Genomic DNA, 25,819 nt, shown 5'->3' with positions numbered 1-25,819 from the left:
AATATAAATAAACCGCTGAAATTCAACTTGATTGCCTAAAGCTGAATCCGTTTACTTTAAAGTTCTAACTCTAACGTGGATAAATTATCAACATATGTCAACGCATAGTGTTCAATTAAAATTAAAAATCAAGCCGAACATCTATACCTTTTGCAGGCTAATCACTATATTTAGACCAACTAATTAACTCAGTTATTGGGACTGGAAAGGTACTAGAAATCTGTTATTCTGAGCGCACCATTTTTTATTGTCTTTAGCTATGAAATCATTGCCATTATTCTTGTGTTCCGCGTTATTTTTATCAGCTTGTGCTAGCCATACTCCGACTCATATTGCACTTAATCCAAATGTGCCTAACGTCGTTAATAAAATAGATCGCTATGATACTGTCGCTGTCAGTACTATTGATGTGCGTAAAGCAAATTTTATCGTCCGTTTTAACAAAGGTGATGAAGCAGCGCAGCTTGTCAGCCCAAGCGAACCTATCAGACAACAACTTGATAGCGTATTTAAAAAGTCGATGAGTAATGCAGGATACCAAGTGGATCCAGCTGCCAGTAACACTGTTGAGTTCCAGTTAGATTATCTTTTAACGGATGTCACTGAGTCGACTTTTGGCTTCGAAGCAAAAACAGATTTAACCATCAATGTCATTGCTAAAAATCAAACCCAAGAATTCACTAAAATTTATAACGGTAAAGGCTTATTAAAAGGCCCCTTTAGTCCAGACTTTGCCACCTTAGAACTTGATATGAATAAGTTGATTGATGAACTCACTACTAAAATCATTAATGACCCTGAGTTACATCATTTTTTGCAAGGTTAATTCATTTCGGTGAGTTTAAGCGGCCATAGAACAGAAACAAATAGTCATCAACCATATACAATAGATTAGGAAAACCTTATGTTTAAACGGATTGTAGCCAGTGTATTGTTATTTTCGTCAATGATGGCCAATGCCGCCGTCGATATTCAACCAAATACCCTTTACCCAAAAGTCGAGTTTGATACGACTATGGGAAAAATCATCGTTGAATTGGACCGAACACGTGCCCCTCTGACTGTCGATAACTTTCTGACTTATGTAGTGAAAGGTGAATATGACAACACGATTTTTCATCGCGTAATTGCTGATTTTGTGGTTCAAGGTGGTGGATTAAATCCAGAGCTAGAAGAACGTGAATCAATGGACCCTCTGTTTAATGAATCAGGGAATGGCTTATCCAATAGTATGGGGACCATTGCCATGGCGCGTGATAATGACCCACATTCAGCAACACGTCAGTTCTATTTTAATGTCGGTGACAACAAAAACCTCAACCCATCAAAACGTCGTTGGGGTTATGCCGTATTTGGTGAAGTAGTCGAAGGCATGGCAGTGTTAGAAGCGATGTCATATGTGCCAACTCAGCATAATGACCACCTTAATTGGCCTGATTTTCCGGTTAAAGAAATCCTGTTAAACAAAGCAACGCTTCTTGCCAAATAATCAACTCGCAGTTTAACAATTAGTAGTACGACAAGCTCAATAAACAAAGCCAAACAACAAAGCCAAACAACAAAGCCAAACAACAAGCCTAGAAAACAGATAAATGTAAATTATTTAAATTTACATTTTTTGGCTAAAGCACAAATTAAATTTAAAAGTGGAGTGAAATATTGATTTCATTCCACTTTTTTTAGCTATTTGTGGCGCTGTTACTTTCAAGACTAGTTAAAGCCTCTAAATTTGCTCTTACTTTGTAAACTTGAGTAATTATTCCACAATCCTGACTATACTTAATTTACCTTTAAGTTGCGGCTTTTCGTGTTTAGAGCATTATTTATCGAATGATGAACCACCCGCAGCTTATTAACCTTGTCTTATTCGATAAATAATTTCAGTTAATTTTAGTTCCGTCTTAGTCAATGGAAAGCAATAAAAAAGGATGTCATCAATGACCCCAAATGACTTCATAGAAACCAAAGCGCCGCAATTGGCCTATTATGGTAAGGCATTTTTAGATAACCAATTGGAGCATAAAGAAATTAAACTATACATGTGGGATGTACTAGAGGAATGGCAAAGTATCAGTGTAGACACTAGCGATAACTCCCCTTCACCCACAGACACAGAAAAGGTATTTTGGCACTTACTCCACTGTTTTGATGAATGGCCAGATATTGTCATTAGAGGTAACCAATACCTCAGACAACAAATTCATGACTGTTGTGATTACATCAATATTGGCGGCGATATCCCCCACGGATGTATCGGGATCAGGCCCACAGTTTGACCCATATGTTCAATTACAATGCTTTTGTTTAACACTCGATTAAATTTCCAATCAGAATGGCTTGAACCAATCAGCTACGCGACATAAGCTAGAGCCATTCTCCTTCAATCAGTTGCCTCAATGTCAGAACTGCTAATTCGTACCCGTGAAGCCTTATCTGTTTATTATCACAAACGTGTACTCATCATGTTATTACTGGGCTTTTCTGCAGGCCTGCCACTTATGTTAGTTTTCTCAACGTTGAGCTTCTGGCTTCGTGAAGCGGGAGTCGATCGAGCCGCTATCGGTTACTTCAGTTGGATTGCATTAACTTACGCCTTTAAATGGGCATGGTCTCCTCTTGTCGATCGCATGTCCTTACCCATATTTACGCGCTTGTTCGGTCGTCGACGTGGCTGGATGATATTCGCCCAGCTTGGACTGGTCGCGGCCATTTTAGGCATGGCCCAAAGTGATCCGTTAGTCGATTTAGAGCAACTTGCGATATTTGCACTTATTCTGGCTTTTGCTTCAGCCACCCAAGATATTGTCATCGATGCTTTTCGAATAGAATCTGCCCCTCAAGACATGCAAGCGGCACTCGCTGCGGCATACCAAGTGGGCTACCGCGGCGCGATGATTGTCGCAACAGCTGGGGCATTAACCATTGCCGCTTGGGTAGACCCTGGTAATACCGAGTACAACTTAGAAGCATGGCAAACCGCCTACCTAGCCATGGCCATGCTAATGTCTATTGGACTCATCACCACCTTTTTTAGTAAAGAGCCCGAAGTTGATACCAAAGATGCAGATGAAAAAGAGCGTCAACTCAAAGCAAAGTTTGCAGAAAAATACCCCACTAAAGTTGCCAGCGCAATGGCGTGGTTATATAGCGCGAGTGTCTTGCCTTTCGTTGATTTTTTTAAGCGTTACGGCAAGTCAGCCATCCTGATTTTACTGCTGATTTCTTGCTACCGCATTTCCGATATTGTCATGGGGATCATGGCCAATGTGTTTTATGTTGATATGGGGTTTAGTAAAGAAGAAATCGCTTTTTTAAGTAAGGTCTATGGCTTAATCATGACCTTGTTAGGAGCTGGAACTGGCGGGATTTTAATCATGCGCTACGGCACCATGAAAATTCTGTTTGTTGGTGCACTCTTGGTTGCTGTCACTAATTTATTATTTGCTTGGCAAGCCTATATTGGCTACAACGTGCCGTTCTTAACCTTCGCAATTTCGGTGGACAACTTTAGCGCAGGGATCGCCACCGCAGCGTTTATCGCTTATTTATCCAGCCTTACCAGCAGTGGTTATAGCGCCAGTCAATATGCATTGTTATCTTCCATCATGCTGCTATTCCCTAAATTTATCGCCGGTTTTTCCGGGGTTTATGTTAATGCCTATGGCTACGTTAACTTCTTTATTGCGGCCAGTTTAATCGGCTTTCCAGTGTTGCTACTCATTAGTTTGTTACAGCGATATCCGCCGCCGTCTCAGGAGAGCGAAAAAGTTAATCAAGATGATGCGATTACAGAAACTGCAGACAATAAAAACTAACTTACTGAATGCTTGATAAGCAGCAACAAAAAAGCCCAACATTAAGTTGGGCTTTTTATTGAGAACGATAAACTACTTACTGGTATCAATTGGGTCAAACGATTTAACTAAGTCGTCTACCGCTTTCATTTGGGTTAAGTAATTTTCTAACTGATTTAGCGGTAATGCACATGGGCCATCACACTTAGCGTTATCAGGATCTGGATGCGCTTCAATGAACAAACCAGCCAAACCTAACGCCATGCCACTACGGGCAAGTTCTGTAGCCTGTGCGCGACGTCCACCAGCGCTATCTGTACGTCCACCTGGACGCTGCAGTGCATGCGTTGCATCAAAGATTACTGGGTAACCCGACTGCTTCATTTCATCCATACCGAGCATATCAACAACAAGGTTGTTATAACCAAAGCTTGAACCACGCTCACAAAGAATGATGTTGTCGTTACCGGCTTCATTAAACTTTTTAATGATATGACGCATTTCATGTGGTGCTAAAAACTGCGGTTTTTTCACGTTAATGATTGAGCCTGTCGCCGCCATAGCTACAACCAAGTCAGTTTGACGCGCTAGAAATGCAGGTAGTTGGATAATATCAACTACATCAGCCACTGGCTGACATTGGTGGATTTCGTGAACATCTGTGATGATTGGTACATTGAAGGTTGATTTAATTTCTTCAAAAATCTTCAAGCCTTCTTCCATGCCTGGGCCACGGTATGAATTAACCGATGAGCGATTAGCTTTATCAAAAGAGGCTTTAAATACATACGGAATGCCTAGCTTTTGCGTTACTTCAACATAATGCTCGGCAATCGACATGGCCAGATCACGAGACTCAAGCACGTTCATGCCGCCAAATAAAACAAACGGTTTGTCATTTGCAATTTCAAGTTCGTTCAAACCAATGATTTTTTGTTCCATAGTCATTTCTCTTTTATCAATATCGTCGCGTTAACCACTTAACGCGACATAAAAACGGGGCTAAACAGCAATAATTTGTAGCAACTGGCCACATAACCACGCCATATATGTACCTACAGCATAACCTAACACGGCCAATAACACGCCTACTGGGGCTAGCGCTGGGTGGAATGCTGCCGCAACCACTGGTGCAGAAGCTGCGCCGCCAACATTGGCTTGGCTACCAACAGCCATATAAAATAACGGTGCCTTAATTAGTTTAGCGACAATCAGCATAAAGCTCGCATGAACAATCATCCAAATGATACCAATAGCAAAGTACCAAAGGTTTTGCTCGTCAGCGAGCTTTGAGACATCCATATGAAGACCAATGGTTGCCACTAAGATATATAAAAATGCCGAAGCCACTTTCGATGCTCCAGCAGCTTCTAATTGTTTTACCGGACTAAATGATAATGCGAGACCAATTGAGGTCACCAGTACCACTAACCAGAAGAACTTTGAGGTTAGGCTGTAATCTCGTGTCCAAGGGTAATTCGTTTCAAAAAACGGCCCTAAAAAGTCTGCGGCAAAATGCGCAAGGCCAGTAACACCAAAACCAATAGCCACAATCAGCATTAAATCACGTAGCGAAGGAATGCGCGCATGCTCAGCATGATACTTTTCAACTTTCGCTTTTAATGCTTCTAAAGCAGTGGTATCTGCACCAGTTTTAGCATCGATTTGTTTTGCTCGTGACGCCATTAATAACAGCACAGCCATCCAAATGTTGGCAACGATGACATCTACCGTCACCATCACCGAGAAGATACTACCACCTGCTTCATAGATCTCTTTCATCGAGGCTTGATTCGCGCCGCCACCAATCCAACTCCCCGCAAGAGTTGTCATACCACGCCAAACGGCATCTGGGCCGTTTCCACCTAATACATCAGGATTGATAGCTGAAATAATTAACAGCGCGATGGGGCCACCAATCACTATGCCTACGGTGCCAGTTAAAAACATCACAATCGCTTTAGGGCCTAAACTTAAAATGGCTTTTAAGTCGACACTTAAAATCAGTAACACTAAACATGCTGGCAATAGATAGCGCGATGCCACGTAATAAAGTTTAGAAGTATCCCCATCAACTATCCCAAATGTATTGAGCAATGACGGCAAGAAGTAACACAGCAATAATGCAGGTATAAATTTATAGAATTTTTGCCAAAATGGATGTGGTGAAGAACTGGTGTAAAAAACGAAACCGAGAATTACGGCTAGTAGGCCTAATGCAGTAGCATCATTAGTGACCATAGGACTGGATGTCATTAAAATCTTCCTTGTGAATGCATGTCAAAGTGAATTATTTTTATTGTTGTTTTGTACTTTTAGCAGTACTTATTGTTATGACTTTTTGGTCATTTTTAAATTTAACATGGTAATGTAATCGAAATTGTCTCGATAGGCAGCAGTTATCTTTTATTTGCTTGAACACCCTCACTGATAAAATTCAAACAAGTCATAATAAAAAATTCAGGCCCATAAAATGAGCCTGAATTGTTTAATAAACTAAATCAAATTAGTGGTAAGTCTGCGGTTGGTCGCTAAGTTCCTTCAACTGCATTTTGACAATTTCAGTCACAGGATCATGAGGACTGCTATCAATAAAATGCTGTAAATCAGAAATCGCCACTTTAATACAACCTAATTGCTGAGCTATAAAAGCACGTTCACGATTTAAATTAACGTCGTCAGGATGCCATTGCAGTAACAAGTTACAACACTCCATTGCCTGCTCAAATTGATGAGTGACAATACAACCTGCTTTTAGCTCATGGATCATGCGAGTAATTAAGCGTTTTAATGATGCCGTTTTGAGGTACTTTGGCTTTAACAATGCCGAGTTACCCAACTCACCGCGCACTAAAAGATGCAGCTGGCGACGGGTTAATTCTTGCCCTGTTAACGGATCGATATAAACGATGCTGTCGTTAATGCGCGAACGCACAACCGTTTGTCCCGGTAGTAATACCGCATCAAGGGTAATATCAAGCTGCTTAGCCAGTAAGATCATCACAGTCGCCAATGTGGTGCTATTGCCTTGACGACTCATAATGCAACGACCTAAATCGGCGGCTTCAACACTGAAGTAATCTTCACGTGCACAAAAGCCTAAGTCGGTATAAAACCAACGAAGCAAACCGTCAAAGCGTTGCTGTGGATCCTCAACATGCAAGCTCATTACCGACCCAGCAATTTCATACCAAGCCCATAACGCTTTTTTCTCTTGAGAAAAACCTAAATGCTGCGTAATTTCGAATGCAGTGTCTGGGATCTTCACTGCATCATTCATTTGATGTTTAGCCATGAAACTCTATTAACCCATTAATACAACTTGTTTAAAATGAGCCAGCCTGGCAGCCAATACGAGCCATCCAATAGCGCCTAAAAAGGCAAAGATTTTGAAGAATTTATTGCGGTCACCTTTCAGTGCCATTACACCTAAACCGATGTAAGCAAGTACTGCAAGTAACTTCTCTGTCATCCACGCATCCACAAAAGGATACTGCTTGATCATGAAGCACAATGTCAGTCCTGACAATAATAAGAAGGTATCAATTACATGCGGTGCAATCTTAATAAACTTCTTGTCCATCACTGGAGATTGACGCATATGCAGTACAAAGCGAGTAATAAAGAATACCACACTTAAAAAGATGAAAGTTAAGTGCGTGTGCTTAACAGCAGGATATAAACTGTAAAAGGTTTCCATTATTGTTTTTCTCTTTGAGCTACAGATAAAATGGCCGCTAGTTTACTCGATCAAGCGGCTCTATAGCAATTTTAAGAAAAACACTGATTTTACAAAGGTGAATGTTGTGTAACTAGTCTTTTAATGTGCCTTGCCATTGTCCTAGTGTGCAGCGGTCATTGCTGCCAAAGTCACGCACTGTAGCCACATTGTCATACCCAAGCTCAATCAGTTTTTGCCTAACCACTAACGCTTGCTCAAAACCATGTTCTAACAACAAGTATCCACCTTGAGATAAATGTTTAGTCGCGTGTTGGGCAATATGAAATAAATCAGCAAAACCTTGTTCTGCGGCTGTTAAAGCACTTGATGGCTCAAAACGAACATCACCTAAATCAAGATGCACATCGGTTTCATCAATATAAGGAGGGTTGGACACAATCAAATTAAAATCTTGATGTTCTACAGCACTGAACCAGTCAGATTGTAGTATTTCAACATGAGCAAGATTTAAGTTTTCACGATTGGCTTTTGCTAATTCAACCGCATCATCTACTTTGTCGATGGCTGTCATCTGCCACTCAGGACGTTCAGAGGCTAAAGACAAGGCAATAGCGCCGGTTCCTGTACCTAAATCCAATACTTTTGCATTGTTATCTAACGGCAAATTAAGTGCTGTTTCGACTAATATTTCTGTATCAGGGCGTGGAATAAGTGTGGTGGCATTAACAATAAATGGCAGAGACCAAAACTCACGTTCACCAATAATATGAGCAACAGGCATGCCCTGCTTACGCTTTTCAATCATGGTTTGAAACGATTTAAATTGGTCAGCAGTGAGTACCTTTTCAGGCCAAGTGTAGAGATAACTGCGCTGCTTATTAAGACAATGCAGAAGCAAGGCTTCTGCATCAATATTAGCCGACTCAGATGAGTCGACCAACTGGCTATAAGCCCATTGCAAAGATTCCGCAATGGTAGAAAAAGAAGACTGTGGCAACGTCGTTCCTTAGTCATTTTAATAGCCATTGAAACTAGCTATTAAAACTAGCTATTAAAAAGAGCTATTAAAATAAGTTTTTGAAATTAATCGTCAGCTAATGCTGCAAGCAGATCAGCTTGTTCTTCTTGCATCAATGGCTCAATGATGGAGTTTAAATCGCCTTCCATAATTTCATTTAAGCGGTAAAGCGTTAAATTAATGCGGTGTTCGCTCATACGCCCCTGAGGGAAGTTATAAGTACGAATACGTTCAGAGCGATCGCCACTTGCCACTAAGTTACGACGAGTAGATTCTTCTTCACTACGGCGTTTCTCATCTTCAACAGCTTGCAGGCGAGCAGAAAGAACACTCATTGCTTGGGCACGGTTCTTATGCTGCGAGCGCTGATCCTGACATTCCACCACAATACCTGAAGGTACGTGAGTAATACGGATTGCGGAATCGGTTTTGTTGACGTGCTGACCACCGGCACCTGATGCGCGGAAGGTATCCACTTTCAAGTCTGCTGGATTAATTGAAATTTGTTCAGCTTCTGGCACTTCAGGCAATACCACAACAGTAACTGCAGAGGTATGTACGCGACCTTGTGATTCAGTTTCTGGTACACGTTGAACACGGTGTCCACCTGACTCAAACTTAAGCTTGCCGTAAACACCTTCACCGCTCACTTGAACAATCAGCTCTTTAAATCCACCATGCTCGCCTTCGTTCGCGTTCATGACTTCCATTTGCCACTTGTTCGACTCGCAGTAACGTGAATACATACGGAATAAGTCACCCGCAAAAATCGCGGCTTCATCACCACCCGCACCTGCGCGAATTTCGATAAAGGCATTACGATCATCGTTAGGATCTTTAGGCAGCAGTAAAATCTGCAATTCGTCTTCAAGACGTGCAATTTCTGATTTTGCTTCTTTAATTTCTTCTTGCGCCATTTCGCGCATTTCAGCGTCGTCTTCTGCTAACATTTCGTTAGCAGACTCAAGGTTCTCTTGCGCCTCTTGGAACGAAGTGAAGCTTTTTACGATGTCTTCAAGCTGAGAAAATTCTTTTGATAAGGTGCGAAAGCGGTCTTGATCCGCAATAACTTGTGCATCACTCAGTAATGCTAACACTTCTTCATTACGTTCAAGCAAGCCTTCCAGCTTGCGAATAACCGACTCTTTCATTTAACGTTGTTACCTTAAATTTTATCTAAACCAAGCGTGACGCGTAATTGGCCTAAGGTATTCAAGTCTCCTTGACGACTAGCAGAAGTTAACGCTTGTGTTGGCGCATGAATAAGGCGATTGGTTAGGCGGTTCGCTAGCTCTAAAATCACTTGTTCATTGTCACCACCTTGAGTCAATTTATTCAAGGCGCGTTCTACTAATTCATCTTTAATTGCCAAACTTTGGCTACGGTATTCTCGAATACTATCTACAGACTCTAACGATCTCACCCATTCCATAAATACATGGGCTTGCTCATCGGCAATTATCTCTGCCTGCTCGGCGGCTTCTTTACGTGAAGCCATGTTCTGTTCAATGATGCTGTGCAAATCGTCCACAGTATAAAGGAAAGCATCGTCTAATTCGCCAACTTCTGCTTCAATATCTCGTGGAACGGCAATATCAACTAATAACATTGGTTGATGACGGCGTTGTTTCAGCGCCTTTTCAACCATGCCTTTACCTAATATAGGTAATGGACTGGCGGTAGAGGATATCACGATATCGGCTTTAGGTAGATAGTCAGGTATCTCTTGCAGTGTAATTGCTGTGGCATCAAACTCTTCACACATGGCTTGAGCACGCTCAACCGTACGATTAGCAACCACAATGCCAGCGACTTCATTGTCTTTTAAATGCTTAGCAACCAATTCGATAGTTTCACCAGCGCCAATCAACAATACGTTAGTTGTGCTTAGTGACGAGAAAATATGTTTGGCCATGCTAACAGCGGCAAATGCAACTGACACAGCTGCGGCGCCGATTTCAGTTTCGGTGCGCACTTTTTTCGCAACAGAGAAGGTATTTTGAAACAAACGGTCGATAGTGACCGCTGTGGTGCCCGCTTCTTTGGCTTTAACGAAAGCTTGCTTCACTTGACCTAAAATTTGCGGCTCACCTAATACCAGTGAATCAAGTCCAGAAGACACGCGCATTAAATGTTTTACGCACTCTTGATTCTCATAGCTGTAGATACATGGCATTAGCTCTTCATGCGTCAAGCTATGGTAATCCTCAAGCCACTCAATAATGTCTGCTTTAGATCCATTATTACAATAGAGTTCGGTGCGATTACATGTCGACACGATCACGGCTTCACCAGAGCTGGTGCGGCTGGCCAGACTCTTCATGGCGTCATGAATTTTGTCAGGCGAAAAGGCGACTTTCTCACGAAGGTCGACCGTGGCGGTTTTATGATTTATTCCGATTGCTACTAGGCTCATGTGACTCGTTTTAAGTTCTTCGCGGGATCATTAATTAGGCTATTCTACTTAATTGCCAAAACTAAAAACACAATTGGCTTAACAAAACCGAATAATTGTCTATATTTTTTCTAAAAATTCTATCTTGTTAACAAAAAGATAGGAAAGTAGACCCATTCATTTAAACTTTATGATGCCTATAAACACTTAACAAGCAAAGCTTTCTTACTATATTTACTTCAATTGGCTAATAAAAATGCAAAAATCAAAAAGCATTTTTACAATAGCCGCTTAGGTCAGTATCATAAAGTACCACTATATATAGGTAGCGAAATCTTTTGCGATATTTAACATCTTCCCTACAGCGCGTGATGCTACTTTGTTGTCTTTTTTTGGCAGCGTGTTCAGTTAAACCTCCCCATAAGCTCACCGATATTGACGTCAGTCAAGCCAGTGAAGCAAACGCCTGGGAGATTCAAGGTAAACTGGCATTTCGCTCGAATACCGATAAATTCAGCACTAATTTATTTTGGTTTCACGACAATACTTTTAACCAACCTCATGATGACTTAAAGCTCACTACTGTTATTGGCACTACCGTCTTGTCACTGACTTCTCAATACGGCCTTACTAGTATCGATGTTCAAGGTAAAACCTATACCGATAGAGACCCGCAACAACTTATCTCGCGAGTCAGTGGCATGCAAATACCACTCAACAAACTGCCGTTATGGATTACCGGGCAAGTAACTCCAGACGATGAGGTTTTAGAATATAACTCGGACGGCACAATAAAAGCCTTTACCAGCAAAGATATCGGTGAAGACTGGCAAGTGAAGTTCATCAGCTATCAGCAGCGAAGCGGCGCTAGTGTGCCTAGGTTATTACAGATAGACCGAGCTGACGTGCAAATTAAAATTCAGATTAATCAATGGCAAGCTTTAACGCCCATAACTGACAACCTTTAATTTCACCAACAATTAAGTCACTAAAGTCGATAGCTAATGATTGTCCATTTATTATTCGTTAACTTATTACTATTAAATAAAGAAGCACTTCTATGACCACAGCGACCTTGAACACTCATGATACTCAAGCTGCAATTTCTGCAAACTGGCCAGCACCTGCAAAGTTAAACCTTTTTCTGCACATTACTGGTCAACGAGCTGATGGTTACCATGAATTGCAGACATTATTTCAGTTTATCGATCAATGTGACTTTTTGGATTTTTTACCGACCGAAAATAAAACACTTAAGTTACATTCAGAATTATCTAAAGTTGTCGCAGAAAAAGATAACTTAATTCTAAAAGCCGCAAAATCTTTACAAGAATATTGCAATTATCAAGGCGGTGCAGAAATTTGGTTACGTAAAAACTTGCCAATGGGTGGTGGTTTAGGAGGTGGTTCTTCCGATGCCGCAACCACATTAATAGCCTTAAACAAGCTGTGGAATTTAAATTTAACGCAACAAACTTTAGCTGAAATTGGTCTAAAGCTGGGCGCGGATGTCCCTGTTTTTATTAATGGTTTTTCAGCTTTCGCCGAAGGTGTTGGCGAGCAACTATTACCTGTTGAACCCACTGAATTCTATTATTTAGTTATCGTCCCTGATGTACATGTATCTACTCAAGCTATTTTCCAAGATCCATTGTTGCCTCGTAACACCCCTAAATTAGCTATTGATACATTAATGCAGAAAAATTGGTCAAATGATTGTCAGAAGTTGGTCGCAGAAAAGCACCCTCAAGTTGCCAATGCATTGAGCTGGCTGGTAGAATATGCGCCGTCAAGAATGACCGGAACTGGCGCATGCGTCTTCGGTGAGTTCGAACAGCAACAAACAGCGTTAGATGCTCTGGCAAAACTGCCTAAATCTATGCAAGGTTTTGTTGCTAAAGGCTTGAATCAGTCACCTTTAGTGACCCGATTAAGCCAAAGCTAAAATATTTCTAAAAGTGTATTACGATAATGTTTACTGTTCAGTTCACAGTAATTTATCAACATTTTTAGCCACTAACATTCAAGCCAACACCTGAGGTTCATAAAGTGCCCGATATCAAGCTCTTTGCTGGTAACGCTACCCCTAAACTAGCCAAAAAAATAGCCGACCGTTTATTTTGCAAACTTGGCGATGCAGTAGTAGGCCGTTTCAGCGACGGTGAAATCAGTGTTCAAATCAATGAAAACGTACGTGGTGCTGATGTATTCATCATTCAGTCTACTTGTGCACCGACTAACGACAACCTAATGGAACTTATCGTTATGGTTGACGCGTTACGCCGTGCATCAGCTGGCCGTATCACAGCCGTTATTCCTTACTTCGGTTACGCTCGTCAAGACCGTCGTGTACGTAGTGCTCGTGTACCAATTACAGCAAAAGTAGTTGCAGACTTCCTTTCAAGTGTTGGTGTTGACCGCGTACTGACTTGTGATTTACACGCAGAGCAAATTCAAGGTTTCTTTGATGTGCCTGTTGATAACGTGTTTGGTAGCCCAGTGCTATTAGAAGACATGTTAGGTAAAGAACTTGATAACCCAGTGGTGGTTTCTCCAGACATTGGTGGTGTAGTTCGTGCTCGCGCCGTAGCTAAACTACTTGATGATTCTGACTTAGCCATTATCGATAAGCGTCGCCCACAAGCGAACGTTGCTCAGGTAATGCATATCATTGGTGATGTACAAGGTCGTGACTGTATCATCGTAGATGACATGATCGATACCGGCGGCACACTTTGTAAAGCGGCTGAAGCTTTAAAAGAACATGGCGCAAACCGTGTTTTTGCTTACGCAACGCACCCAGTATTTTCAGGCAACGCAGCAGCTAACATTGCTGAATCAGTTATTGATGAAGTTATCGTCACCGATACTGTGCCATTAAGCCCAGAAATGTTAAAAGTGGAAAAAGTGACCCAACTGACTATGTCAGCGGTACTGGCTGAAGCGATTCGTCGCGTAAGCAACGAAGAGTCTATCTCTGCAATGTTCCGTCACTAATATTCTAACTCACTAGCAATAGTGAAACAGGATAGATTAAACGCACTCAATTGAGTGCGTTTTTTATTGGCTAGAAATCGACTCAAGCCACGAGTCAGAATACTCTGTAGATAAATCCTTCATAACTCAGTACCCTATTGGTTATAAAAATATCTAACAATAAGTATTCAATTCCATGCTCAAGCGCTGCTCCTTTATCAGTTTGTGTTTTATCACACTCGCTTTCCCTTCCCATGCAATCGCCCAATGGCACCAAAAAACTTTTCAAGTCATGGGAACTCAAGCACATGTCGAGTTTTGGCTTGAGCAAAATGAACACTCTAGCATCTCAGACTCGCCAGCCCAGCTTATTGAAAAGGTCGAACAAGAGATGCACCGCATCGACAGGTTAATGAGTCCTTACAAGCCAAATAGTCAACTGAGTCATATTAATCAACAAGCTGGAATAGCCCCAGTTAAGGTAAACCAAGAACTGTTTAATTTACTGCTTGATTCACGCCAAATAGCAGAGTTAACCCAAGGCACATTTGATATCACCTACGCTTCTATCGGTTACCAATATGATTATCGTCAAGGTCAAAAACCAGCTAAGTCCGACATCAGCCAAGCGCTTGATGCCATTGATTACCGCGCAGTGATATTAGATAAACAGCAATCTAGCGTTAAATTCAAAAACCAAGATGTCAGAATAGATCTAGGCGGTATAGCCAAAGGTCACGCAGTAAAGCAGTGCCTAGCCATACTCAAAGCCGCTGGTGTCGAACATGCCCTTGTTAGTGCAGGCGGAGACACAGGATTATTAGGCGACAGACGCGGCCGCCCTTGGTTTGTGGGGATTAAACATCCTCGCGCCGCTGAAAAAACAGCAGTGCAATTACCGTTAAGCGATGAGTCCATCTCAACATCAGGGGATTATGAGCGTTACTTTATTGAAGATGGCGTACGCTACCATCACATCATTAACCCCAAAACCGGTGACTCAGCCAGAAAAGTGGTTAGCGTATCTATCATTGGCAAGAACTCAACTTATGTAGATGCCCTGTCTACCGCAGTGTTTGTTAAAGGCTTACAAGAAGGCATGGCGCTGATTAACAAGCTGCCAGAATACGAAGCGATTATTATTGATAATCAGCAGACCTTACATGTATCAAGAGGGTTACAGGAGAATTAGATTAAAGGGTAAGTTGGGAGCAGTTTGGACCGTGTCTCCCACACATCTGTAAAATTTAGAAAGATGCACCTAATGACTAAAATAGTGGTAAATTTTAGTTGATTTAAATAAGCGACGAAAAAGCGCAAGCCATATGTTGTACGCTCTTTCTGATAACTTGCTTATAAAGTAACTAACTAGAAAGTCTAGCTTTTTTAAAGAAAAAATATACTGTCACCACAACAGTTCCAACTGCAACAGAATATAATGGCATTTCAAAAAAGAACATATTCATGGCTCTCTGGCCGTCATGCTCTGTTTTTGATGCCCAAAATAGACCAATAACGCAAAGAACTAACCAAGGTAAAATAGCAACACTGAGGCGTAATATAAAGTTACCCAGAGCAAACTTAAACTGATACCAAATTGCAATTGCTGGAATGACTAGAAGCCCACCAAACCAAAATAAAACACTTACTACTTCGATATAGTAAGCGCATAAAATTGCCAGAGTAGAGCAAACTAAATTAACACTATTTTGTTTGAACATTCCGTCCATACTTCCTTGTTGTATAAAACCTTCCTAATAATTAAAGCATGTGCTACAAGACAATATTCATAGCAAATGTTTTTAGCACCTTGTTGAATCTTAATGCGTTGGCTTCTGTAAGATTCATTGAAACTGGAAAAATTAAATTTTGAGTTCTTTCTGACCGCCCTACCATATCAAAGCTATTGATTAATAATTACTTTACTAGATTTCAGTTAGATATACGAGTATCCATATTGGGTTATAAACATTTCAGGTAATGGCCAATTTCATTGCTTCATTTCCAAACTTCGTTTGGATTAACATCGTGGGTTTTCCACCCACACCCGACCAAAAGGGTATCAACAGCAATCCCCTCTTGGAACACCCCGCCGTCCCTACGAGGTTTTCTAAGAAGCGAAAGATTTCAATGGGAACTCTTATAGCTTTAAACTCCTTTGTTATCTTCTTCAGCAAGCTGCAAAAATCACTAACGCTTACGATGGGGCGTCCCTTCCCCTCGAAAACTAGCCAGACATCCCTGTCTGGGCTCACACAATTTTCTTGCTTACCTCAATTCAAATGGATCATTCATAGAAAATCAAAAGCAATTTTAAACCTTTACAGAATGAGCTCTATAACAACAAATGAAATTGCAGGCTCAATAATCTCCGTTGGAAGTGTCCGAATGCGTTGAGCTAATTTGCGTGATGGAGGCAGGACGCCGACATAGCCTCAGTTGAGCCATGGATGGCGAGTCTGAGGCGGTAGTAAATTCGCTCTATAGCATGAGGAATAACACTTCGTCGGAGCGGCAAGGGATATCGAAAAGGGAAATGCTGTTGTTTCCCTTTCGTCGGGTGTGGGCGAAGCGCCACGACTTTGATTCTGATTTTGCCTTTAACCTTAAACTTAAAGACAAATTTAAAAACAAAAAGCTCAGAGGAAAACCTCTGAGCTTTTCAATTTAACCAGCAAAATAAACCTATATCTCAATCAAACAATCGGTTGAAACGCTGTCAGCGAATCCAGCATTGTGCTGTTCCCCAAACCTTGTCTTGGGGCTACTGTATTAAACTGTCCTTGTTCACCATGCAGTGCCATGTAGTTAAGCAATACAGTATCAACCAATAAGTTAACGTTATTGGCCGATGGTGCTGATGCGGTATCCACTGAGGCGTCTGAGCGCATAAAACCAATCTGTTGGTTTTGCGCCATTTGATCCGCATTAGCTCCCATCAACTGTGGTTTACCTGAAGGGTTATATACTAAGAAAAACGATGCACCAGTTGATGAGTTATCACCAGTCCATTCACCCTTGCCTCGCCCTTCCATTGATTCATCAATGCGGCCGTTACTGGCAACTGAGCCATCACTGAACACATACATCATTAATGGTTGATTGCGCCTTGCTGCGTACTCTAAACAGGCGCCCATACAGCGGCCTGCGCGTAAATCTCGAAGCTCTCCCGTGCCACGCTCACCGGTGTGGTAGTCAAAACCGCCCATAGTGACGGTACCCGCACCAGAAAAACCATTAACCACTAGCTTCATAATCGATGCGGTTTTTTGAAACTCTGATTCAGAATCAAATTCGTTAATGGTAAATATGCCGCTCGGGCCTACAATATCAGGATCGAGTACCGGGTTTAAGGTTGAAGGATCGCCAAATCTATCTGCTAAATCAGCACTTTTTACATAACCACAATTGACTAAATCTTTAATCACATCGTCACGGGTGACTTGAGTATTCACTGAAGCCATTTTCTGAGCACTGATACGCTGAATACTTTCCATCACAGTGACGGCATCGCGCTGCGACAATAAGCTAAATAAGTCCCCCACATCGACTAAGCCCGTCACATCTGACGGACGATCAATCTTAGTCGGGCGCATACTTAAATCAATAAAGTTATTCGGCGCCATAGAATTGCCACCAGAATCTGTGCTGCGAGAGCCAACCAACGGCATCAGTGAACCATTCGCACCAGCTGCAGCAATGGCATACATTGGGTTATGCGGGTTATTACCGGTGTCATTGTCAGAGCGACATGGGATAACGGCACCATTTATACGTGATGCCGTATCTGCTGAGACTTTTTCTAATATGCCCCGTAAAAATGCAGAGTCAGAATGAAAAGCCAAACCTAAATCCGTATTGATAAAATCAGACATGCCCACATCAGGGTTAGCAATTGATGGCGCCATATCACCAGGTAATCCCAGTTTGTTATAGCCAGCGGTTGATAAGAAATCTTGCTGTCCGCCAGCACCGCCAACTAGTACGTTTGAGCCAGCAATATTGGCTCCACCCGCTAAATCAAAACTAATAAAAGGAATTTTGCCTGCGCCTTGAACACTAATGCCACAAGAGTCTCGCAGTGCTTCTAAATCAGAAGACAATGCTGCATTAGCTTGGTTTGGATTAGCAAACATGCTCATTAGTGACAGCCCAGCCACCGCTTGACCACCTTTAACTAAGCCTGTTGAGATAAACTCACGGCGTGTCATTGGCTTGCGGTGATCAGAAAACAATAATGGCGTATCCGGATGAAGATGCTTTGGTTTAGTCATGTTGAAATCCTTTTGAACAGGCTAATACACTTGCCACATTGACCAGTTTCAATCTTGAATGAGAAGTAATATTCAGTTGCTGTTTTATCATTATTACTCTCCTATTGAATCAACATAACAGCACTAGCGAGCACTGCAGCACAAGAGGCTTTAGCAATCGTTTGGGTGCGTTCTGCATTACAGTTTGTACCACAAACTGATAAGTGGCTTACCAAAGAGTCCAGTTCATCATACACAGCAGTTGCATCTGGCTGGGTTGCAAGACTCAACGGCATTAATTGATTAATGAGCGGATTAAGCAATGCTGGGCGTTGCGCTGCATTTAATGCGTCAGCAGGTGCAAGGCTAAAGTCGACATCAGGAAACCAAGCCGTGCGAATCGTGTTGTCGTCAATAGCAACATCACAATAAGCAATGGCCAGTTGCGTTACCCCCATTTGCTGCGCTGAAATAAAGGTGTCGATATTTTCAATACTCGGCAACTGACGCTTAACCAAATCATAAGTCGTGAACACTTTGGCGGTATCTTGCGCAACACCTGTCAGTACACTCATTGAGTGGTTAATTTCAGCAAAATTACGTAGACCAATATGCGATGTTTCTGTGCTGGCTGGGAGTTCTTCTGGTGTGATGACAACACCCGGTACGCGAACATTTTCGTGCTCACCGATTTGCTCGAAAGTTAAGAAAAACTCATCTTGGCTGGCACCTTTTTCAAGGCCAATAATCGTGCCGAGTGCCGAAATTGGTATTGGTTCTGCAATTTCTTGACCACTGTCTATGGTTAAATCGACATTAGAGTATGCCTGGCCCTGAGCGCTTTCTTTGCCGTTAATGCCAAGGCGGATCCCGCGCATATCAAAATTGTCCGCCACAGGCGTGCCATTAATATTCACCAGTGATGCACCAGTAAATAAGTAGCTATAATTATCAAACTGACTGACTTCGAACATGACGTAGGTTTCGGGTAAATCAATTAAATGACTGACTGAAAACAGTAAGAAAAATTTCTCACCAACTCCAACATCGTAGTTTTGGCTAATTTGTTCTTGCTCGAGTACACGGTTATAAATCGCTAATAAACGAATATCTCCTTGCCATACATGCTGGTTTGAGGCTTCACGACCTAGTATTAATGCAAAGCTGTCATCCCATGATGCAAGCGGCGCAATATCTTCGTCAATGGCGTCAATAAGGTTGCCATTAACATAAATACGTCGCCCTTGAGTTGCATTGTAGGTCAGTACCACATGCTGCAATGTTGCTTGTAGCACTTCATCAGCATCAGGCGTACTTAACCCAGGCTCACCGTTTACTGTTGAGCTTTCTGTGCGCAACATAAAGTCATAGTTATATTGTGTCTGACCTAACGTGAAGTTACGCGCATCATCACCTGCAGAATAGGTGACGATTCTTGCTGGGCCTTCTTGGGTAACATTGTTTGGAGTCACCCAAGCCTCGATAGAAAACTCACCCGTTGAGGTAATAAGGTCATGCAGTTTCTTACTATTTGCGGTACTGGCTTGCGCTTTGCCGTTAGTAAAAGATAATCCCCAGCTGCCTAGCCACTCAACATCACCTGTTAGTGATAAATTGGCTTCTGGTGCTATGCCAGATGTGTCATAAGCAATGGCACCTTCACCCGTCTTAAATTGATAAAGCGCAATCACATCAGTTTCAAAACGGCCGCCACTGGATGCGGTAATACCGTCAGTTAAAAGTAATGACTTTGATACCACCATATCAGGTGAAATTTCATCGACTTCAATGGCATCACTCATTGCTGTAATCGCAGCAAGCATTTCATTGCTGTTTTCCTGACAGTTAGTCCAGCAATTATGAAACTCGCTACCCAAACGAACCACTAAACGTGATTGGGTTGGCTCATCAATATTGATGACATTTTTGGCTGATTCATAAGCTTGATTAATGTCATTGCTGGCAAAAAATGGCGACTGGGCAAACGTTGCTGATTCATTATGACAGTCACTGCAATACTGGCTTACGATAGGATAGACATGCTGACTAAATAAGCCGCTATCATCGGGAAAGCTTTTACTGGCTCCTGGTTCTCGTATGACTGGTGATGTCAGCTCAATGGTATTGGCGCTGCTGACTCGCTCATCAGCCCACAGCTTGATCCATGAAGTCATGGTTTCACCGCAGGCACTATCACTGTCTAACCAGCAATTATGGCCACCAGCGACTTTTTCAACTAAACGAGATGCCGCAGGATCTGTTAAGTCTACTAATGGGTTAGTCGCAGCGTAGGCGTCGTTGACGTTTTCTCGACTGGCGAAATACGGCGCTTGATTACCTTCGGTATGACATGCTCCGCATCGATTTTGCCCTGAAATATTATCCCACAGCGACACTTTATATTTTTGAATGTCTTCTGTAGCAGGCGCAGGACCTGTGTAGGCATCTGAGCCAGGATCTTGCTGTTGAGGTGGATTGCTTTCGACATCTCCCCCACCACAAGCGGATAAAGTTAATAGCAAACAAATAGCAGAGAGTAAAGTTAGGTTTTTATGAGGTAATATCACCGTTATTCTCCCATACAATAATTGCCAACTTCAGCAAACACACGCTTGAGTTGATATGAGTTTTGTTGAAAAGATGCAGTTGTAGCAGCAATCTGATTAATGTCTTCAGTTGACTCTGCATCTCTTAAACATACGGTTTTAAATACTTTTTTAACTTGGCATTGGGCGAATGCTTGGCTGTTAGCAAACTCTTGGCCTAATGATTTAGCCCCAAAACCTTTACCGTTGAGTGATTCGTCCCACCCAAGCTTTTGATTAACACCTTCACGCCAATAATTTTGCCATTCATCGTCTTCTGTCACGTAACCATAGGGGAAACTGGTGGAGTTAATATGGTATTTCCCCTGTACTCTGGTGCCAGTGTCAGGATCTATTTGACCGCTTTGGTTATAGGTAATTGCCCCACTATCACCATCAGGGTCGCTCTCAACATCAAAGTCATATTGATAATATGCAAATCCTTGAGCAAGGGGATCCATTCCACTATGGCAAGCCAAACAGTTATTGATAAATAACCGGCTATCACCACCAGGGCTGCGGCTCACATCTTGGCGAATTCTGTCAGGTGAGCGAGTATTATCTTTTAAAGGCTCTAAATCAGTACAAAGGTGATTCATCAAGGTAAAGCGCACCATCGCTCTGTTAGTGCCTAAATAGAAAAATGCTTTTGCCGCGGCGCGACTTGTAAGCACCCCGGCTGTTGCATCGCTAGGTAAGCCGTTAACACTGGATTGACTGGTTCGCTCTAGGCCTGACTTTAAATCAATGAATTGATCTTCAAGTGCCTGATAATGAGCATTATCACGGGTGCTATAAGCGGGAAGGTTTAGACTGTTATCGCCCACATAAACCATATCAGCTTGAAGTAACTGCCTAAAATCCACATCATCTCGAACCGCACCAATCACAGTAGCGCTGTAATCATTTAATGGTGCAAAGCTATCTTGATCAATATTGGTCCATGGAGTGGCAAATAATTTAAGCGTAGTCGAATAAAAAGCGGGGTTTTCCATTGCTAAATAAGCCGCTTCAATTGGCTTACTGTCACTGAGCAATACATACATCTCATTGAGTGTTTGCTCTGATGCTGGGACACCAGCGATTCTGTCATGTAACTGTTTGGCTTGCTCTAATGTACCAGCAGAGGTGTTTGCTGAAAAAATAGTCAAGCATGACAACAAAAGCAGAGTAATACCTTGTTGAACTTTAAGCTGGGATACATCAATTCCATTCAAAAAATGCCGACTTTTAAGCGTATAAAGTTGCAACTTCATACTGTCTCCTTGTCATTGTTCTTAGCTAACAATTGCTTTAGTAGCAATAAGATAAAAACGCAGACAATGATCGAGTATTCTAAAATCATAAAGCTTGTTGTTTTTATTTTGTTAACTTTATTTTTTACTTGGCAAAATAATTTTTGCTAAAAAGTATTGAAACACTGAGACTAGGCGGCAATAATGTCAAGAATTATTACATTTTTACTATGTAACAATAACAATAATAACAATTGCGTATTAAGGGTAATAAATGAGGCCAATTTGGGGCTATGCAGGGAAGTGCGTCTATATCATTCTGGCCTTCTTTTATCTTACAGGATGTAATACCGATACAGCCATTAAGGATGAGCAAGCTGATCCTGTTTTAGTTGAATACCCTGTTATTTATATTCAACGAGATCTTGTCGCTTTAGATGGCGATGAAGGTGCTCAATCTGCCAGTTTTGATTCTCGCCACCCTGCTCAGTTTAATCCCGGCGCGCAGCTTTTCGTCAAACGAAATGCCTTTAGCGACTCCCCTGTTACTAACATATCAGCCCAGTTATTTGCTGATTTACTGCCAGAAGATGCACCTGCTGACACCATCCAGGCTATTGATATTCGAGATTTGTCAGTTTCAGATGATGGCCAACAATTTTTAGTGTCAATTCGAGCGCCTGAAATTGAAGATGCGGAAGAAATGGACCAACCGAGTTGGAATATTTGGCGTTATCAACTTGCAACACAAACTCTTGAACGAGTGATTGTCAGCGATACCACTGCTGAGCAAGGTGACGATCTCATGGCATCGTTTTTACCTGACGGCCGCATCATTTTTGCTTCGACTCGCCAGCGTTTATCTAGAGCGATTTTATTAGATGAAGGTAAGCCCCAATACACCGCCCTAGATGAAAGCCGAGATAATGAAACCTTCAATATTCATGTGATGAATGCCGATGGTAGCAGTATTGAGCAATTGAGTTTTAATTTAAGCCACGACACACACCCATTAGTGCTGCAAAGCGGTAAAATTTTGTACAGTCGCTGGGATAATATGGGCGGCAATAAGGGCATAAACCTGTATGAAATGACCCCTGATGGCACCGATAATCAGTTGATGTTTGGCTGGCATTCACATCAAGTAGCCTTCGATCAGCAAGATGAACTTATCGAATTTGTTAAACCACAACAGCTGCCGAATGGTGAGATCTTACTTTTACTCTCTTCACAAGACGAAACCAGCTACCAAAAGCGCCCTGTGGTGATTAATATCGAAGAGTTTACTGATAACCAACAGCCAACCTTTGCGTCTGGTGCTAACGATAGTGCCATTAACGATTTAGCATTCAGTTTCGAGTTTAACTTTAACTTCTCAGATAACCTTTCTCCTTCTGGACGATTAACCCATTTAACGCCGCTACCTGATAATAGTCAGCGCTATTTATTAAGTTGGGATTTATGTCGTGTCGTGATTGAAGAGCAAATTCGTGCTTGCGGCCAGCTAACTGATGAACAGTTATTGGATCCCACACTTGAACTTGCCGATCCCTTGTACGAGCTTTGGCTATTAAATGATGCCGATGGAACTCAGCAATTAGTCGCTGATAGTGAAGAAGGAAAAGTGATTACTGAAGCCTTAGTCATGCAACCGAGTTCACAGCCAAAAACATTTATAGCCAATAAAGTGATCGGCAATGAACTTGATGCGCAACTACACGAAGAGCTGGCAGCAGCCATTGATATTCGCAGTGTGTATGACTTTGACGGTCAAGACAGTAGTGCCAATTTAGGCGGGATTAGCCAACTCAGCGATCCAACCCAAACACGTGCAACTGAGCTACCTGCACGTTTTTTAAAAGTGGTTCGTGGCGTGCCTATGCCATCAGATGAAGTCAGAGATATTCCTAATACAGATTTTGGTCGTAGTCGCAATCAGCTAATGCGTGAAATTATTGGTTACACGCCAATACAACCTGATGGCTCTGTAAAAATTAAAGTCCCAGCTAATGTTCCTTTAGCTATCAGCGTATTGGATGCATCAGGTCAACGTATTGGTGGGCGTCATAGCCAATGGATTAGTTTAAAGCCGGGTGAAACACTGCAATGTAAAGGCTGTCATACTGCAAACAGTCAATTACCCCACGGCCGTTATGATGCGCAAGCTGAATCAATTAACCCCGGAGCAACGGGCGGCGCTGCTTTTACAAACGCCACACAAAACATCATTCCCACTCAAGGGCAAACCATGGCTCAAGCTGATGCGATGGTTAATGGTATCGCCGAGTTATCGGTTAACTTAACCTACGAAGATCGCTGGACCAACCCCGCATTGTCTACGGTTAATCCCAGTACAGATTATTCCTACCAAAACCTTGCTACACCAGCGCCAAATGGTAGTGAGTGCTTTAACAATTGGAATGCTTATTGCCGAATTCAGATTAATTATGAAGAACATATACAACCATTGTGGGATTTGCAGCGCCTTGCAATAAATGAAACGACCTTAGCTGTTCTTGCAGATAACACCTGCACTGGCTGCCATAGCATTGTTGATGACAATAACCTTGCCCAAGTACCAGCTGGGCAGCTTGAATTAATAGCAACGCCGTCCACTGACCAACCTGCACACTTTACTAGCTATCGAGAATTGTTTTTCAATGATGTCGAACAAGAAGACATTGATGGCATTATCGTCGATCGCTTAGTCGTGGTTCTCGACGCTGATGGCAATATTGTCTATCAAGTTGATAGCGAAGGTGAGCTTATTCTTGATGCTGAAGGTAACCCAATTCCGGTTATGACGACAGTAAATGTGCCAGCCATCATGTCAACTAACGGCGCAAGCGCTAGCAGCAACTTTTTTGACACCATGAATGATGTCACTCATCAAAACATGCTGTCTGCCGACGAACTCAAATTAATCGCTGAGTGGATAGATATTGGGGCGCAATATTACAACACCCCTTTTTATACACAAGAGTAGTAAACACTGACAACAGCACATAAAGGAATGATGATGTTACAACAAGGAAACCATGTTTAATTATCCATTTACCATGAAGTGGTTAAGCCCAATATTATTGTCTATGGCAATGATGCTTCCTTGCTATGCCCTTGCGGCTGAGCCTACTTCCATTCCTGAACGTGACACCACAGTCGATTCATACCAAGACACAAATACAGCAGCAACATTGACCATAGACGTGCCTTTTATCGAGCTACATTCAGGCCCAAGCGCAGGCTACCCTGTAGTGCATGTGGTAGAACAAAGTGAAGAAGTGACCGTGTTAGTCAAGCGAACGGCTTGGATAAAAGTGCGTGACAAACGTGGGGTTGAAGGTTGGTTTCACGAAGATGATTTGTTCGGTTTTAGTCAACATGGACAAGCCGTTGAACAAACACAGCTCGGGACTGATGCATACCTTAATCGAGATTGGGAAGCCGGGGTAATGTACGGCGATTTTGAAGGTGCAAACCTTTACACCATCCAACTCGGCTATGTATTTACCCCTGTATTTAGCGCTGAAATATCAGCTGGTAAAGCACTTGGCAGTATATCTGACAGTGATTTATTCGAAGCCATGTTAATTAGCCATCCTTTTCCTGAATGGGTAGTTAGTCCATATATTGGTGTTGGCGGTGGCATTATTAAAACTAGCCCTCACAGTGTTATTGCAGATTCACAATCACGTGAAAACACCTTAATGAGTGCGGCAGCAGGCCTTAAATATCACTTAGGCCGTAACTTTATTTTACGGGCTGAATATAAGTTTTCTCTGGCATTAACCGACCGAGATGAAAATGAGCAACTGCAATCTTGGCAACTCGGTTTTAGCGTATTTTTCTAAACATATTAATTAACATCAAAGTCGTCATGA

21 protein-coding genes are annotated in these 25,819 nt (G+C 42.1%); 10 read left to right on the top strand and 11 right to left on the bottom strand.

What is annotated here, in order from left to right:
- The first annotated feature begins 259 nt into the window (after positions 1-259).
- From QPX86_RS05660 to QPX86_RS05645, 4 genes are all read left to right on the top strand, one after another.
- Positions 260-826, top strand: coding sequence for a YajG family lipoprotein (locus QPX86_RS05660; protein WP_220751461.1), 567 nt, complete (start codon positions 260-262; stop codon positions 824-826).
- A 78-nt stretch (positions 827-904) separates the two neighbouring features.
- On the top strand, positions 905-1,489 hold the full coding sequence (locus QPX86_RS05655; protein WP_285164600.1) for a peptidylprolyl isomerase: 585 nt from the start codon (positions 905-907) through the stop codon (positions 1,487-1,489).
- A 448-nt stretch (positions 1,490-1,937) separates the two neighbouring features.
- A complete protein-coding gene (locus QPX86_RS05650; protein ID WP_220751458.1) occupies positions 1,938-2,276 on the top strand; it encodes a hypothetical protein in 339 nt (112 codons plus the stop codon).
- Between the two features lie 120 nt (positions 2,277-2,396).
- Positions 2,397-3,815 carry an AmpG family muropeptide MFS transporter gene (locus QPX86_RS05645; RefSeq protein WP_285164599.1) on the top strand — a complete coding sequence of 473 codons (1,419 nt, stop codon included), beginning with the start codon at positions 2,397-2,399 and terminating at the stop codon, positions 3,813-3,815.
- 72 nt (positions 3,816-3,887) lie between these two features.
- On the opposite strand, the gene kdsA is transcribed toward QPX86_RS05645, so the two are convergent.
- The 7 genes from kdsA to hemA all read right to left on the bottom strand — a co-directional run bounded on the left by kdsA (position 3,888) and on the right by hemA (position 10,910).
- Positions 3,888-4,736: a 3-deoxy-8-phosphooctulonate synthase gene (kdsA, locus tag QPX86_RS05640; RefSeq protein ID WP_220751453.1), complete on the bottom strand. Its 849-nt coding sequence runs from the start codon at positions 4,734-4,736 to the stop codon at positions 3,888-3,890.
- Between the two features lie 60 nt (positions 4,737-4,796).
- Positions 4,797-6,050 (bottom strand): DUF819 family protein, encoded by a 1,254-nt coding sequence (locus QPX86_RS05635; RefSeq protein ID WP_220751451.1) that lies wholly within the window; start codon positions 6,048-6,050, stop codon positions 4,797-4,799.
- A gap of 250 nt (positions 6,051-6,300) precedes the next feature.
- On the bottom strand, positions 6,301-7,089 hold the full coding sequence (locus QPX86_RS05630; protein ID WP_220751449.1) for a SirB1 family protein: 789 nt from the start codon (positions 7,087-7,089) through the stop codon (positions 6,301-6,303).
- 9 nt (positions 7,090-7,098) lie between these two features.
- Positions 7,099-7,494 (bottom strand): SirB2 family protein, encoded by a 396-nt coding sequence (locus tag QPX86_RS05625; protein WP_220751447.1) that lies wholly within the window; start codon positions 7,492-7,494, stop codon positions 7,099-7,101.
- 112 nt (positions 7,495-7,606) lie between these two features.
- Positions 7,607-8,473, bottom strand: a complete 867-nt coding sequence (prmC, locus tag QPX86_RS05620) for a peptide chain release factor N(5)-glutamine methyltransferase (protein WP_220751445.1) — start codon at positions 8,471-8,473, stop codon at positions 7,607-7,609.
- Between the two features lie 86 nt (positions 8,474-8,559).
- Entirely contained in the window at positions 8,560-9,645 is a 1,086-nt protein-coding gene (gene prfA / locus QPX86_RS05615) for a peptide chain release factor 1 (protein WP_220751443.1), read from the bottom strand.
- A 14-nt stretch (positions 9,646-9,659) separates the two neighbouring features.
- Entirely contained in the window at positions 9,660-10,910 is a 1,251-nt protein-coding gene (gene hemA, locus QPX86_RS05610; protein WP_285164598.1) for a glutamyl-tRNA reductase, read from the bottom strand.
- Positions 10,911-11,281: 371 nt separating this feature from the next.
- Between hemA and lolB the strand changes: the two genes are divergently transcribed.
- From lolB to QPX86_RS05590, 4 genes are all read left to right on the top strand, one after another.
- Positions 11,282-11,857, top strand: a complete 576-nt coding sequence (gene lolB, locus QPX86_RS05605) for a lipoprotein insertase outer membrane protein LolB (protein ID WP_285164597.1) — start codon at positions 11,282-11,284, stop codon at positions 11,855-11,857.
- Between the two features lie 92 nt (positions 11,858-11,949).
- Positions 11,950-12,834, top strand: coding sequence for a 4-(cytidine 5'-diphospho)-2-C-methyl-D-erythritol kinase (ispE, locus tag QPX86_RS05600; RefSeq protein WP_285164596.1), 885 nt, complete (start codon positions 11,950-11,952; stop codon positions 12,832-12,834).
- Between the two features lie 104 nt (positions 12,835-12,938).
- Positions 12,939-13,886 (top strand): ribose-phosphate pyrophosphokinase, encoded by a 948-nt coding sequence (locus QPX86_RS05595; protein WP_102528060.1) that lies wholly within the window; start codon positions 12,939-12,941, stop codon positions 13,884-13,886.
- A gap of 175 nt (positions 13,887-14,061) precedes the next feature.
- Positions 14,062-15,057 carry an FAD:protein FMN transferase gene (locus QPX86_RS05590; RefSeq protein ID WP_285164595.1) on the top strand — a complete coding sequence of 332 codons (996 nt, stop codon included), beginning with the start codon at positions 14,062-14,064 and terminating at the stop codon, positions 15,055-15,057.
- Between the two features lie 172 nt (positions 15,058-15,229).
- On the opposite strand, the gene QPX86_RS05585 is transcribed toward QPX86_RS05590, so the two are convergent.
- The 4 genes from QPX86_RS05585 to QPX86_RS05570 all read right to left on the bottom strand — a co-directional run bounded on the left by QPX86_RS05585 (position 15,230) and on the right by QPX86_RS05570 (position 21,959).
- Positions 15,230-15,586 (bottom strand): hypothetical protein, encoded by a 357-nt coding sequence (locus QPX86_RS05585; protein WP_285164594.1) that lies wholly within the window; start codon positions 15,584-15,586, stop codon positions 15,230-15,232.
- 975 nt (positions 15,587-16,561) lie between these two features.
- A complete protein-coding gene (locus tag QPX86_RS05580; RefSeq protein WP_285164593.1) occupies positions 16,562-18,139 on the bottom strand; it encodes a general secretion pathway protein GspF in 1,578 nt (525 codons plus the stop codon).
- Between the two features lie 101 nt (positions 18,140-18,240).
- Positions 18,241-20,685, bottom strand: coding sequence for a LamG domain-containing protein (locus QPX86_RS05575; RefSeq protein WP_285164592.1), 2,445 nt, complete (start codon positions 20,683-20,685; stop codon positions 18,241-18,243).
- A gap of 2 nt (positions 20,686-20,687) precedes the next feature.
- Positions 20,688-21,959, bottom strand: coding sequence for a hypothetical protein (locus tag QPX86_RS05570; RefSeq protein ID WP_285164591.1), 1,272 nt, complete (start codon positions 21,957-21,959; stop codon positions 20,688-20,690).
- 253 nt (positions 21,960-22,212) lie between these two features.
- Between QPX86_RS05570 and QPX86_RS05565 the strand changes: the two genes are divergently transcribed.
- Complete coding sequence (locus QPX86_RS05565) at positions 22,213-24,924, top strand: HzsA-related protein (RefSeq protein WP_285164590.1); 2,712 nt, start codon at positions 22,213-22,215, stop codon at positions 24,922-24,924.
- A 52-nt stretch (positions 24,925-24,976) separates the two neighbouring features.
- On the top strand, positions 24,977-25,789 hold the full coding sequence (locus QPX86_RS05560; protein ID WP_285164589.1) for an SH3 domain-containing protein: 813 nt from the start codon (positions 24,977-24,979) through the stop codon (positions 25,787-25,789).
- Positions 25,790-25,819: the final 30 nt, after the last annotated feature.

Source organism: Shewanella goraebulensis (genome assembly GCF_030252245.1).
Taxonomy (GTDB): domain Bacteria; phylum Pseudomonadota; class Gammaproteobacteria; order Enterobacterales; family Shewanellaceae; genus Shewanella; species Shewanella goraebulensis.
This window is presented reverse-complemented; position numbering and strand designations above follow the sequence as displayed.